Source organism: Paraburkholderia sp. J11-2, assembly GCF_905220185.1.
Lineage (GTDB): Bacteria > Pseudomonadota > Gammaproteobacteria > Burkholderiales > Burkholderiaceae > Paraburkholderia.
On the sequence record NZ_CAJMYY010000013.1, the window covers coordinates 1 to 13,299 of the forward strand.

Annotated in this window: 13 protein-coding genes; 7 read left to right on the plus strand and 6 right to left on the minus strand. The window is 65.6% G+C overall.

Features of this window, described 5'->3' with window-relative positions; genetic code table 11:
• The 3 genes from U5A57_RS18970 to U5A57_RS18980 form a co-directional block, all read left to right on the plus strand.
• On the plus strand, positions 1 to 610 hold a 610-nt coding region (locus U5A57_RS18970; protein ID WP_321913201.1), incomplete at its 5' end, for an acetyl-CoA C-acyltransferase.
• A 249-nt stretch (positions 611 to 859) separates the two neighbouring features.
• Complete coding sequence (phbB, locus tag U5A57_RS18975) at positions 860 to 1,603, plus strand: acetoacetyl-CoA reductase (protein ID WP_035514360.1); 744 nt, start codon at positions 860 to 862, stop codon at positions 1,601 to 1,603.
• Between the two features lie 259 nt (positions 1,604 to 1,862).
• Positions 1,863 to 2,618: an IclR family transcriptional regulator gene (locus tag U5A57_RS18980; protein WP_321913202.1), complete on the plus strand. Its 756-nt coding sequence runs from the start codon at positions 1,863 to 1,865 to the stop codon at positions 2,616 to 2,618.
• A 15-nt stretch (positions 2,619 to 2,633) separates the two neighbouring features.
• Here U5A57_RS18980 and U5A57_RS18985 read toward each other — a convergent pair whose 3' ends face one another.
• On the minus strand, positions 2,634 to 3,212 hold the full coding sequence (locus U5A57_RS18985) for a VOC family protein (protein ID WP_321913203.1): 579 nt from the start codon (positions 3,210 to 3,212) through the stop codon (positions 2,634 to 2,636).
• A gap of 145 nt (positions 3,213 to 3,357) precedes the next feature.
• Between U5A57_RS18985 and U5A57_RS18990 the strand changes: the two genes are divergently transcribed.
• From U5A57_RS18990 to U5A57_RS19005, 4 genes are all read left to right on the plus strand, one after another.
• The gene (locus U5A57_RS18990; RefSeq protein WP_321913204.1) at positions 3,358 to 4,209 is read left to right on the plus strand and encodes a fumarylacetoacetate hydrolase family protein; all 852 of its coding nucleotides are present in this window, start codon (positions 3,358 to 3,360) and stop codon (positions 4,207 to 4,209) included.
• A gap of 85 nt (positions 4,210 to 4,294) precedes the next feature.
• On the plus strand, positions 4,295 to 5,842 hold the full coding sequence (locus U5A57_RS18995; RefSeq protein ID WP_321913205.1) for a bifunctional 3-(3-hydroxy-phenyl)propionate/3-hydroxycinnamic acid hydroxylase: 1,548 nt from the start codon (positions 4,295 to 4,297) through the stop codon (positions 5,840 to 5,842).
• 137 nt (positions 5,843 to 5,979) lie between these two features.
• Positions 5,980 to 7,302 carry an MFS transporter gene (locus tag U5A57_RS19000; RefSeq protein ID WP_321913206.1) on the plus strand — a complete coding sequence of 441 codons (1,323 nt, stop codon included), beginning with the start codon at positions 5,980 to 5,982 and terminating at the stop codon, positions 7,300 to 7,302.
• A gap of 73 nt (positions 7,303 to 7,375) precedes the next feature.
• Complete coding sequence (locus tag U5A57_RS19005) at positions 7,376 to 7,612, plus strand: hypothetical protein (RefSeq protein WP_321913207.1); 237 nt, start codon at positions 7,376 to 7,378, stop codon at positions 7,610 to 7,612.
• Positions 7,613 to 7,650: 38 nt separating this feature from the next.
• On the opposite strand, the gene U5A57_RS19010 is transcribed toward U5A57_RS19005, so the two are convergent.
• From U5A57_RS19010 to U5A57_RS19030, 5 genes are all read right to left on the minus strand, one after another.
• Positions 7,651 to 8,439: an ABC transporter substrate-binding protein gene (locus tag U5A57_RS19010; protein ID WP_321913208.1), complete on the minus strand. Its 789-nt coding sequence runs from the start codon at positions 8,437 to 8,439 to the stop codon at positions 7,651 to 7,653.
• 70 nt (positions 8,440 to 8,509) lie between these two features.
• Positions 8,510 to 9,664, minus strand: coding sequence for a pyridoxal phosphate-dependent aminotransferase (locus tag U5A57_RS19015; protein WP_321913209.1), 1,155 nt, complete (start codon positions 9,662 to 9,664; stop codon positions 8,510 to 8,512).
• Between the two features lie 183 nt (positions 9,665 to 9,847).
• Positions 9,848 to 10,726, minus strand: a complete 879-nt coding sequence (locus tag U5A57_RS19020; RefSeq protein WP_321913210.1) for a LysR substrate-binding domain-containing protein — start codon at positions 10,724 to 10,726, stop codon at positions 9,848 to 9,850.
• A 74-nt stretch (positions 10,727 to 10,800) separates the two neighbouring features.
• Positions 10,801 to 11,871, minus strand: a complete 1,071-nt coding sequence (locus U5A57_RS19025) for a hypothetical protein (RefSeq protein ID WP_321913211.1) — start codon at positions 11,869 to 11,871, stop codon at positions 10,801 to 10,803.
• A complete protein-coding gene (locus U5A57_RS19030) occupies positions 11,871 to 13,223 on the minus strand; it encodes an MFS transporter (protein WP_321913212.1) in 1,353 nt (450 codons plus the stop codon). Before U5A57_RS19030 ends, U5A57_RS19025 begins: the two co-directional genes overlap by 1 nt.
• Positions 13,224 to 13,299 lie beyond the last annotated feature (76 nt).

Here is a 13,299-nt window from a genome sequence, read left to right on the forward strand (position 1 = left end):
GGCGGGCCGCTTCGACGCGGAAATCGTGCCGGTGGCGATTCCGCAGCGCAAGGGCGAGCCGCTGCAGTTCGCGACCGACGAATTCGTGCGCCACGGCGTGACGGCTGAGTCGCTCGCGGGCCTGAAGCCGGCGTTCAACAAGGAAGGCACGGTGACGGCGGCCAACGCCTCGGGCCTGAACGACGGCGCGGCAGCGGTCGTGGTGATGTCGGCGAAGAAGGCCGAAGCGCTGGGCCTCACGCCGCTCGCGCGCATCAAGGCGTACGCAAGCGGCGGCGTGGACCCGAAGATCATGGGCATGGGCCCGGTGCCGGCCTCGAAGCGTGCGCTGGAGCGCGCGGGCTGGTCGGTGAACGACCTCGATCTCATGGAGATCAACGAGGCCTTTGCCGCGCAGGCGCTGGCCGTGAACAAGCAGATGGGCTGGGACACGTCGAAGATCAACGTGAACGGCGGGGCGATTGCGATCGGTCACCCGATTGGTGCGTCGGGCTGCCGGATTCTCGTGACGCTGCTGCACGAAATGCAGCGCCGCGACGCCAAGCGCGGTCTCGCCTCGTTGTGCATCGGCGGCGGCATGGGTGTGGCGCTCGCGCTCGAGCGCGCTTGATTGCGCTTTTAAGGCAATAAGCAGCGTAGTAACCAGGCAGCAAGCGGCTCGTCGCACGCGCAAGCAGCGGCGAGCCGCCAGTAGTAGCAACCACGCGCAATACCAGAAATTAATCAGAAGCCGCGCGGTATTCGCCTTGTCCTCGTCTTGGGTGGAAAGACGAAGCGGGGCAACAGTGCATGTGGCGCCTGCACGCATGATGCGTGACGCCACGGTTTGATTGACGCTCAACTCTCGCGGATATATAGGATGACTAATCGTATTGCATTGGTGACAGGTGGTATGGGCGGCCTTGGCGAGGCCATCAGCGTGAAGCTGCATGATGCGGGCTATCGCGTCGTCGTGACGCATTCGCCCGATAACGCGGGCGCCAAAGACTGGCTGGCGCGCATGAAGGAGACCGACCGCGAATTCCACGCGTACGGCATGGACGTAGCCGACTACGACTCGTGCCAGCGCGGCGCGCAGAAGATCCAGAGCGAGATCGGCCCCGTCGATATTCTCGTGAACAACGCGGGCATTACGCGCGACATGACGTTCCGCAAGCTCGACAAGGTCAATTGGGACGCCGTGCTGCGCACGAATCTCGACTCGATCTTCAACATTTCGAAGCCGCTGTGCGACAGCATGGTCGAGCGCGCGTGGGGCCGCATCATCAACATTTCGTCGGTGAACGGTTCGAAGGGTTCGGTCGGCCAGACCAACTACGCTGCCGCGAAGGCCGGCATGCACGGCTTCACGAAGTCGCTCGCGCTCGAAGTGGCGCGCAAGGGCGTGACCGTGAACACCATTTCGCCGGGTTATCTCGCCACGAAAATGGTGACCGCCATTCCTCAGGACATTCTCGACACGAAGATCCTGCCGCAAATTCCCATGGGCCGCCTTGGCAACCCGGGTGAAGTCGCGGCGCTCGTGCTGTTCCTGTGCTCGGACGAAGCGGGCTTCGTGACCGGCGCAAATATTCCTATCAACGGTGGCCAGCACATGCAGTAACGCTATGCCAAACATGTACCGCGCATGAATGATGTCAGGCGAATTTCGCCTGATGGATGCGCGGCGCATGTCGCGTCGGCAGGCACCGCCAGGCACCCGCGGGCCCCGGTAACGCGTACCGACCGCCGCATTGCAGGGCACGTATAAAGCGCGCCGTGCAATGCGGCGGTTTTGCATGTGGCGCCCGGTTTGCGGGGCACGAACGCGGTCGGGGGTGCCGCTATAATTGGCCACCCCAAGCGTGACCGGAGACCGGCCTTTGTCGAGCATTGCGAAACTGCTGTCCATCCTCGAACTCTTTTCCGAGGCGCGGCCTTTTCTTTCCGCCGAACAGGTGGCGGCCGAACTGCAATGCTCGGTGCCGACCGCTTACCGCTATCTGCGTGAACTCGTCGATACCGGCATGCTGCTGCGCTTCGTGGGCGGCGAATATGGCCTGGGCCCGCGCATCATCACGCTCGACTACCATCTGCGTATTTCCGATCCGCTGCTCAAGGCGGGGCAGCCGGTCATGCGCGAGCTGGCGGAGCAATCGGGCTTCGACGCCGTGATGTCGCGCTGGTATGGCAACGAGCTCGTCGATACCCATCGGGAATCGCACGACGCCGTGTTCGACCTGCGCTATGGACGCGGCCGTCCGCGCCCGCTCTTTCTTGGCGCGGCACCGAAGGCGATCCTCTCCACGTTTCCCAAGGCGAAGCTCGCCGCGTTGTTCGAGCAGTACCCCGAGGACATCGCGGCTAGCGGGCTGGGCAACTCGCTCGAAGAATTCCGCGCGAGTCTGCTCAAGATCCGCCGCGCGGGCTTCTATCTCTCGAAGGGCGAACTCGAAGCGGGCATGTCCGCCGTCGCTTCGCCGCTCTTTACCGACGCATCCGGCGAAGCCGTGGCCTCGCTCGCGCTCGTCGTGCCCGAGCAACGCCTCGCGTTCTTCAACCTGGAACGCGTGGTCGAGGCCGTGAAGGACGCCGCCGCGCGCATTTCCACGCGCGTGCGTGCGTTGATCGAGTCATAAAGCCGCGGTGCGGCGTCACGCTACGCCCATACGCGCCGCCATCTCCCTTTCCCACACCGCGCGCGGGCGGAAACCCGGCAACGTGCTCGCATGGCGCTCGACTTCGGCCAGCAACGCCTCGTCGGGCAGCGTGAAGTCCACGCTCACACGCATGGGCTGATCCACGTACCACGGCGTGTCGATGAAAATCTCCAGCCGGTTGCCCTCCGGATCGCGCGCATAGAACGAGATCGCATTGCCGTGCGTGACCGCCACGATTTCCTCCATGCCTTCCTCCACGAAGCGCCGGTGAAAGCGCTTGAGCGTGGCGAGGCTGTCCGCTTCCAGTGAAATCTGGTTGATCGGATTGAACGGCAACTGCTCGGGCCTGCCGCTCGCCAGCACGATCTGGTGATGCACACGCGGATCGCGGCTGAGAAAGACCAGGCTGACCGCGCCGCGCGGTGTGGGCAGCGTGCCGCGGTCCGTCACCGTAAATTCGAGCACACGCGTATAGAAGTCTTCGACCTTCGCCATGTCGGTCACGAAAAAGCCCATGTGGCTGAGCGTGAGGCCGGTTCGCTTCGTGGTTGGTTCGGTGTTCGGCACAGTCATGCTGTCTCCAGTCGTAGTGATAAACCCTGATAAAAATCAAGTTGTGTGGCGCGTTTTTCGTAGTGTATTCTCAAAATACGATAAACGCACCAAGAAATACGCGTTTCGATTCCAAGGAAAATCCACTCTTTATCAGCGGAGCATCATGAAACTCGCCAGCTTTTCTACCCATGAAGGTTCGTCGTTCGGCGTTGTGCTCGACGGCGCGGTGTTCGACCTCAAAAAGCGGCTTGGCGGCCGCTATGCAGACCTCAAGTCGCTGATCGCGGCGGGCGCGTTTGCAGAAGCCGAGCGGGCCGCAAGCGTTGGCAAGGGCGACTATCCGCTCGCCGAAGTCGCGCTCGAGCCTGTGATTGCGAATCCGCAGCAGATCTTCTGCGTGGGCCTGAACTACGCCGAGCACGTGAAGGAGACCAACCGCGAAACCACCGAGCAGCCGGTGATCTTCATGCGTCTGCCGGCATCGCAGGTGGGCGCGGGCGAGCCCATGCTGCGTCCGCGCGAGTCCACGCAGTTCGACTATGAGGGCGAGATCGCCGTGATCATCGGCGAGGGCGGCCGGCGCATCGCCGAGGCCGACGCGTGGCGTCATATCGCGGGCTACAGCTGCTACAACGACGGCTCGGTGCGCGACTGGCAGCGCCACACGGGCCAATGGGGACCCGGCAAGAACTTCTACCGCACGGGCGCGTTCGGCCCGTGGATGATCACGAGCGACGAGATCGAGCCGAATGCGCTGATGACGCTCGTCACGCGCCTGAACGGCCAGGAAGTGCAGCGCGCGACCACGGAGATGCTGATTCACGGCATTGCGAAGCAGATTGCGTATCTCTCCACCTTCACGCCGCTGTTCCCCGGCGACGTGATCGTGACCGGCACGCCGGGCGGCGTGGGCGCGAAGCGCAATCCGCCGCTTTTCATGAAGCATGGCGACGTGGTGGAGGTCGAGGTGGATCGCATCGGCACGCTCAGGAATCCCGTCGCGGACGAAGCGTAAGTTGCAGGCCGCCGCCCGCACCATGCGGGCGGCGCGGCTATCCACGCAATTATCCATGCAGTTAGCCATGTATCAGGTGAATGGGATGAAGGATGTCGTAAACAATTCGGTATGCAAAGCAAATCCGGCGCCCGACTATGATGTCGCGATCATCGGCTTCGGGCCGACCGGCGCGACGCTCGCCAATCTGCTCACGCTGCGCGGCCTGAAGGTCGTGGTGTTCGAGCGCGACAAGGACGTGTTCCAGCTGCCGCGCGCCGTGCACTTCGACGGCGAATGCATGCGCGTGTTTCAGACTGTCGGCATTGCGCAAACGCTGCTGCCGAACCTCTTCGTCGGGCCCGGCATGAAGTTCGTCAACGCGCGCGGCGAACTGATGATCGACTGGAGCCGGCCCGGCGGCATCGGCCCTCAGGGCTGGTGCGCAAGCTACAAGTTTCATCAGCCGGATCTCGAACGGGCGTTGCGCGCGCAACTGTGTGCGCGCGGCGGGGCCGACGTGCGTTTGCGGCACGAGGTGTTCGCGCTCGACGAACGCGACGACCACGTGCGCATTCGCTTCGAAGATACGGCACAAGGGCGACTCGCTCACACGACAGCGCGTTACGTGGTGGGTTGCGACGGCGCGCGCTCGACGGTGCGCCGCTTCATCGGCACGGAACTCGCCGATCTGAAATCGCACGAGCGCTGGGTCGTAGTGGACGTGCTGCTCGCGGGCGAGCGCGCCGATCTCGGCGACTACTCGATCCAGTACTGCGACCCTGCGCGCCCGACCACCTACACGCGCGGACCGCACAACCGCCGCCGCTGGGAAATCATGGTGATGCCGGGCGACGACGAGCGCCGCGTCGGCACGGCGGAATGGATCTGGGAGCGCCTCGCACGATGGATCACGCCCGAGCACGCGCAACTCGAACGCTCGGCGATCTACACGTTCCATTCGGTGATCGCGCAGGGCTGGCGGCGCGGCAGGCTGCTGATCGCGGGCGACGCGGCGCACCAGACGCCGCCGTTCATGGGGCAGGGCATGGCCGCGGGCATACGCGACGCTTCGAACCTCGCGTGGAAACTCGCCGACGTGATCGAAGGCGCGCTGCCCGAAACGCTGCTCGACACTTACGAGAGCGAGCGCGAGCCGCATGTGCGCACGTTCATCGAAACGGCGGTGCAGTTAGGCGGCGTGATTCAGGCCACCGACAGCAACGCTGTGGCCGCGCGCGACCGCGAGATGACGGCGGCGATTCGCGAGTTCCGCACGCCGCAACCGCGCTTGGGGCCGGGCTGGCACGCAAGCGAGGCTGGTGGCGAGATCGGGCCGCAACCCGTGTTCGACGACGGTACGCGTCTTGACGACGCAGTGGGCTATCGCTTCGCGCTGATCGCTGACGAAGTGCTGGCGGTGCACGCACGAGACGCGCTTGCGAACGCGGCACAACGCGAGCGGGTGGCGATCGTTCCCGCTTCGCACGAGTCGCTTCGAACCTGGCTCGCGCAAACCGGCGGGCGCGCCGTGTTGCTGCGGCCCGACCGCTACGTTGGCGGCGTGGCGCGCGACGCGGGCGAACTGGATGCACTGCTCGAACGCGCAGGCGTTGCGCGTGCGCCGCAGCCGCGCGAGGCCGCGGCAGCTTGATCCGGCTTGACCAGGCTTCTGGGCGGCCCGCAAGGGAACGCGGCCGCCCGGGCCGACGTTTTTGAAGAAAGAGGCGCAGGACGAAGATCCGCTAGCAGCCCAAAAGCGCCGCCATGTCAAATCATTAAGGAGAGCAAATGGAGACGACCCCCTCACTGCCTGTGTCGCAGGCCGCCGCGCCTGGCCTGAGCCGCGCCCAATGGAAGATGATCCTCATAGCGAGTCTGGGCGGCTCGCTGGAATTCTATGACTTCGTAATTTACGGCTTCTTCGCCCACTCGATCGCCGCGCAATTCTTTCCGGCGAGCGACCCGCTCGTGAGCATGCTGCTGACGTTTTCGGTGCTTGCCATCGGCTATATCATCCGGCCGCTCGGCGGCATTGTGCTCAGCAGCCTTGGCGACCGCATTGGCCGACGTCCCGTGTTCGTGGGCTCGATCGTCGTCGTGACGGTAGCGACGATCTGCATTGGCCTGTTGCCCAATTACGCGCACTGGGGCTTTGCCGCGCCGATTGCGCTGATTGGCTTGCGCGTGCTGCAAGGTTTTTGCGTGGGCGGCGAAATGCCGGGCGCGATCACCTATGCGGTGGAGGCGGCGCCGCGCCGCGCGGGCCTCGCGGCGGGCGTGATCGTCTGCGCGATCAATACGGGCGTGATGCTCGCGACGATCGTCAATCTCGCCGTGCAGTCCACGCTCAGCCCTGCGGACGCCGCGAGCTACGGCTGGCGCATTGCGTTCCTCGTGGGCGGTGTGTGCGGGATCGTTTCGTATCTGCTGCGCCGCAATCTCGACGAGTCGCCCGAGTTCAAGCAGATGCAGGGCGCGGTGGTGAAGCAGCCGTTTCGCGAAACGCTGCGCCATCATCGCGGCGCGGTGGTGGGCGGTGCGCTCTCGATCGCGGTGATGGCGGGTTTCAACGGCGTGCTCTACGGTCACATGCCCGCGTATCTGATTCAGACGTTGAACTACGCGCCGCGCGACGCAGCGCTCGCACAGAATGCGTATTTGCTCGTGAGTTCGGTGGGACTGCTCGCGGCGGCCTGGGCAGGCGACTTCGTGCCGCGCCGGTACTTGCTGCGCGTTTCGTGCGTGCTGCTCGCCGCGCTTGCGTGGCCGTTCTATACGGCACTTGCGGCGCACAGCGTGAACGTGGTCGTGCTGTTCGTGCTCGCTGCGCTGGTGTTCTCGCTCGCAAGCGGCACGTGGGCCTCGGTGCTTGCCGACCTCTTTCCGGTGCAGGTGCGCTTCAGCGGCATTGCGCTTGCGTACAACGTTTCGGTGGTTGTGTTCAGCGGTTTTGCGCCGTTGCTCTGCGCGGCCTTCGTGCGCATGAGCGGATCACTCGCGGCCCCTGCGTGGTACGTGAGCGGATCGGCGTTGATCGCTCTGGCGGCGAACGTCGGGCTGCACGCCTCGTCGCGCTCGCGACTGGAGCGCTCGGCGGCAGCGGCGGGCTAGCTGCGTTCCATTGTCCGGGCACGCCCGATGCGCTAGCTGGCAAGCGGCGTATTGCGCCGGCAAGGAGGCAGCCATGAAGCATCACGAGAGCCCGAACGACGACGGCACGCACGTCAAGCATCCGCAGCACGAAAGCAGTGAGCCGCTGGCGCGGCGTCACCCGCATGAGCCGCGCTCGGTGGGCCGCCAGGGGTATAGCGACGTGGAAAGCGGGCAGGAGGACACGGACCGCTGGGGCGCAGACGCCCACCAGGAGCGCACCAAGAACGACGCTCACGTGAACCGCAATTCGCAACAGGGGCGGCGCTGACCGCTGAAGCGCTTGCGCCTGCCCCTGAGTGCGCGCTCTTACTTCGGCGAAACGTCGATATCGCCGAAGTATTTGCGGGCGAGCGACGTGACCGTGCCGTCGGACTCGATCTTCGCGATGGCCGCGTTCAGGCGATCTCGCAAGGCCGTGTCGCCCTTGCGGATGCCGAACGCCACGCCGCTGCCCAGAATCTTGTCGTCGCGCACGGCCTCGCCCACGAACGCGAAGCCTTTGCCTGCTGGCTGCGAAAGAAAGCCTTTCTGGCCAGCGGGCGCGAGCACGAGCGTTGCGTCCAGGCGTCCCGCGCCGAGGTCCGCGTAAATCTGGTTCTGGTCCTGGTAGGGCACGACCGTTACGCCCGCCGGCTCCCAGTGCACCTTTGCGTAGGTTTCCTGAATCGACGATTGCAGCACGCCCACACGCTTACCCTTGAGCGACGCTGCGGTGGCCACGAGCCCGCTGTCACTGCGCGCGATCAGGCGGCTCGGCACGCGATAGATCACCGTGGTGAAGTCGATGGCCTCGCGGCGCTTTTCGGTGGCGTTCATCGCCGAGTTGATGGCGTCGAACTTGCGCCCTTGCAGTGCGGGAATCAGGCCGTCGAATGACGTCTCGACCCATTTGCAGGTCATGTTCGCCTTCGCGCACACGGCATTGCCGATGTCGATATCGAAGCCCTGCAGCGTGCCGTCCGAGGCCTTGGTTTCGAAAGGCGGATACTGCGCTTCTACGCCGAAGCGCAACAGGTTTGTGTCCGCGAACGCCGATGCCGGGCCGAGCACGCCGTACACGCATGCGAGCGCGAGGAGCGCGTTGAGTCGCTTCATGGTGATCTCCTTGCCTATCATTGCCTATCAGTTTGCCTAAGAGTTTCGTTGTGTTCCGAACGCCGTTGCCTCAAATCGCGCACAGGCGGCGCGCGCCTTCGAGCAATGTTTCGTCATCCTTGGCAAAGCTCAGGCGAATGATGCCTTCGTCGGTACCGTCGGTGTAGAACGCCGAGAGCGGAATCGTCGCCACGCGGGCATCGCGGATGAGCCGCAGCACGAAGTCGCTATCGCGCTCTTCGGAGAAGGCGCGAAAGCGCGCGAGCATGAAAAAGCTGCCTTCGCTCGGCAGCAGTTCGAATCGCGAGGTTTCCAGTGCGCGTGCGAGCAGGTCGCGCTTGTTCTGGTAGAACGCCGAGAGGCCCAGATAGCTTTGCGGCTCGGCAAGCGCTTGCGCGAACGCATACTGCATGGGCGTGTCGGCGGAAAATACCATGAACTGGTGGACCTTGCGGATTTCGTCCATCAGCGCGGCGGGTGCGAGGCAGTAGCCCACGCGCCAGCCCGTGACGTGATACGACTTGCCGAACGACGACACGATCACGCTGCGCTCGGCAAGCTCGCGGTAGCGCGCCATGCTTCGGTGCGGCGCGCCGTCGAACACGACGTGCTCGTACACTTCGTCGGAGAGAATCACGATGTCGGTGTTGCGCGTGAGCGCCGTGAGCCGCGCGATGTCGTCCTCGCCGAATATCGTGGCCGTGGGATTGTGCGGCGTGTTCACGATGATCATGCGCGTGCGCGGCGTGATGGCCGCGCTCACCGCGTCCCAGTCCACGCGGAAATGCGGCTGCGCGAGCTTGATCGCCACGGGCTTTGCGCCCTGCAGGCGCACGATGGGCGCATAGCTGTCGAACGAGGGCTCGAAATAGATCACTTCGTCGCCGGGATGCACGAGCGCGCTGATCGTGGAGTAGAGGCCTTCGCTCGCGCTCGCAAGCACAGTGACTTCGCTCGACGGATCGTAGTGCGCGCCGTGAAGCGTCTCGAACTTGGCGGCGAGCGCTTCGCGCAAGTCACCGAGACCCGCCATCGGCGCGTACTGGTTGTGGCCCGCGCGCATGGCGGCGGCCACGTCATCCACGAGTTTCGCGCTCGGGTCGAAATTCGGCGCGCCTTGCGAGAGGTTCAGCGCCTGATGCTCGGCGGCAAGCTGGCCGATTACCGTGAAAATGGTCGTGCCTACATCGGGCAGCTTCGAGCGGGGCTGGGCAGCGCTCTGCATGGTCGGTCTCCCTTCGGGCGGCGCGCGGCCGCGTGACTTGAAAGGTGCAAGGCCGCGCACTGAGTGTGCCTCGCACGAAGCGGCCCATTACGCCGAAAGAGCGCCCCGTGTGCAATCGATTAATTCTCATGCCCGCCATGCACGGCGCTCATGGCGGCATGGACGGCGGCATGGACGGTCGCACTACGGCGCTGCGCGGTCTTGTTCGATCCACTCGCTGAACAACTGCACCTTCTTCTGCTGCGCCACGCACTCGGGGTACACGAAATAGTAGCGCGAGCCCGTGGGCACGGCGAGCTCGAACGGCATGACGAGGCGTCGTGTCTCGACATCCTCGCGCACGAGCGTGCGGTCGGTTATGGCGACGCCAAAGCCCTGCATGGCCGCAGTGGCCGCGAGATCGAGCGACTCGAACGTGGGGCCGAGATCGGCATCGACCTTTTTCGCGCCCGCGCGCGCGAGCCACAGGCGCCAGTCGGCGTGGTCGCGCGTAGGGTGCAGCAGGGTCTGGTGCGCGAGGTCGTCGGGTTTGACGAGCGGGCGGCGCGAGAGCAGCTCGGGCGTGCAGACGGGCGTGAGGTATTCGTCGAAGAGCGGCACCGCGTGCACCTCGGCGCCGGGCGACGAGCCGTAGATGATCGCCGCGTCGAACGGCTCCGCCTGGAAGTCGACTTCGTGCCCCCACGTGGTCGTGATCTGGATCTGCAGGTCGGGATGCTCGTTCTGGAAGCGCATGATGCGCGGCAGCATCCAGCGCATCACGCAGGTCGGCACCTTGAGCGCCAGTTCGGTGCGCTGGCGCGTGAGGCGTTGCGAGGCTTCCTCGATGCGCCCGAAGCCGTCGCGCACGGCGGGCAGCAGCTGCTCGCCTTCTGCGGTGAGCGTGAGCCCCTTGGACGAGCGGCGAAAGAGCGGCAGGCCGTAATACTGCTCGAGCGTGAGGATTTGCCGGCTCACGGCGCCTTGCGTGAGGCAAAGATGCTCGGCCGCGCGCGTGAAGCTGCCGTAGCGGGCGACCGTTTCGAAGATTTGCAGGGCGTTGAGCGGGGGAAGGCGTCTCATGGCGGTCGTTGGGCGGCCGGGCGGAACGTGCATCCGGCGGGAATCGAGCCGCTATGATACGACGGCCGCCCGTTTCAATCGTCCGCGCCGCCTGCGCCTCGCGACTGGTCTGCTGCGCGCGCCGCATCGATCGTTGCGTGTGCACCGAACAGGGCGCGAATGCCGGGCTCCGAGAGGAACATGGCCTCGGCGTTGTGACCCGCACCCGGCACCTCGAACCACGTATGCCGCAACTGCGGATGTCTTGCGCGCAGGTAGGCGTAGTAGGCGCGGGCGCGCGCGAGACGGTGCGGCCCCTGCGCGTTGGCCGCGCAGGAACGGTCGAGCGCCGCATGCGCGGGGTCGCAGTCGCGTTCGCCTGCCAGATAGACCACTTCCCGGCCGATATAGCGGTGTTCAAGCATCGTGGCATCGCGCGTGGCCGCCGCGTAGCGCGGGAGCTTGCGCATGCCGTACTTCCAGTCGTCGAGGTCGGGGCACGCGGCGCGATCCGCGGGACCGAAACCGCCGTCGGGTTGCGGGCGCAACGAATCGAAATACACCCAGGAAGAGGGATTCGCGATCACGAAGCGCAGGGGCACGCCGAGTCGTGCACATGGCTCGGGCGCGGCGCTCAAGATGGCATAGCGATGCGCGACCTGCGCCCCGCCCGAATGCCCTGCGATCACGATCTCGCGCAGCGCCGGGTAACGCGAGCGATCGGCAAGCTGTGCGACGAGCGCGTCGAGGGCGTCGAACGAACTCAAAGGCGCCGGGCCGCGTGCATCGGCGCCGCCCATCCACGCGGTCCACTCCCAGTGCAGGAAGTTCGCATGCGCGCGGTGGTGGTGTTCGACATCGGCGCTTGCGAGGAACTGCGGCACGACGACGAGCGTGGCGTCGTCATGCGCGGACGAAGCGGCGCGGGCGCGCAGTGTCGAGCGCAAGTAGGCGTCGGCGTCGCGCAGGCGGCCGTGCAGCACGACAAGCGCACGCGTGGCTCGCTCGCTCGCCGTGCAACCGCCCACGAACATCGGCACGGTGCCGCTGCCTTGCGCCGTGACGACAGGCAAGAGGACATCGCCGATTGCGCGCACGGGGTACTCGTTGCGCGGGCGTTCATCGCCTGCGGTGCTCGCATTGCTCACGATGGACGGCTCGATCATTACGACTCCGACTCCGCTGGCCAGGCGTTGGGCTCGCGCAGCAGGCGCCGGCCCGACACGCTCGCAAAGACCAGCACGAGCGAGACGATGCCCGTGACGATGAGATACCACGCCGGCACGATGCGCGAGCTGGTCACGCCGATCAGCGTCGAAACCGTGAGCGGCGCCATGCCGCCGAACAAGGTGACGGCGATGTTGTACGAGAGCGCGACGCCCGTGGAGCGCGTGGACGTGGGGAAAAGCTGCGTGAGCATGCCGGGATGCGCGCCGGACATCAGACTCAGCACGACGGTCGCGACCATTTGCGCGGCGAATACGCGCTCGGGTGTGGGCGCGGCGAGCACCCACGCGAAGAGCGGCCAGGCGGCGCAGATCCAGACGAGCGTCACGGGCAGGAAGAGCCGGTAGGCGCCGAAGCGGTCGGCGAGCTTGCCCGCGAGCGGATAGCCGACGATGCCGATGAGGCCCGACGCCGCCGTGCCGAGCAATGCGCTCTTGAGCGGCAGATGCAACTGGCGCTCGACATACAGCGGCATATACGAATGCCAGAGATAGTTGGTTGCCGCGCCCACGGCGATCACGCCCACGGCGCACAGCGCCGCGTCGCCGCGCTCGCGCAGGAACGTGCGCAAGGACTGGCGCGGCGCGTGGCCGAGGCGCTCGCGCAACTGCACGAATTCCGGCGATTCGGCGACCTTGTGACGGATATAGAAGCCCACCGGCCCGACCAGCGCACCGAGCAGGAAGGGCACGCGCCAGCCCCATGCGGCGAGCGCGGTGGGCGTGAGATGCGTGGTGAGCAGAAAACTGCACGCGGAGGACAGCAGCAGCGCGACGGCCTGGGACGTCATCTGAAAGCTGCCGTAGAACATCTTGCGGCCGGGCGGCGCGTACTCGGTGAGCATCGAGGCGGCGGTGGCGAACTCGCCGCCCACCGAAAGCCCTTGCAGGATGCGCGCGAGCAGCACGATGAGCGGCGCGGCAATGCCGATCGACGCATAGCCGGGCGTGACGCCCATGAGCAGGGTGCTCGCCGCCATCAGCACGATCAGCGCGGAAAGGGTCCGGCGCCGCCCGTAACGGTCGGCGAACGCACCGATCACCACACCGCCTAACGGCCGCACGACGAAGCCGATCGCGAAGGTCGCGAGCGTGAGCGTGATCGACAGAAAGCTGCTCTGCACGGGGAAAAACACGTGCGCGATGGTCTTCGCGAAGTAGCCGTAGATGAGGAAATCGAACCACTCGAGCCCGTTGCCGATGACGGAGGCGAGCACGGCGCGGCGGACCTGCGAGGTGGTGAGGTGGGGCGCGTCGAGCGCGGCCGGGTCGGCTTCGAGAATGGATTGCATGGGTCTCCGGATGTCGTCGTCGGTGTTTTGCCTCACAGACTAGGGAGTTGCGCGGCAAATGTAAAATACATATCGA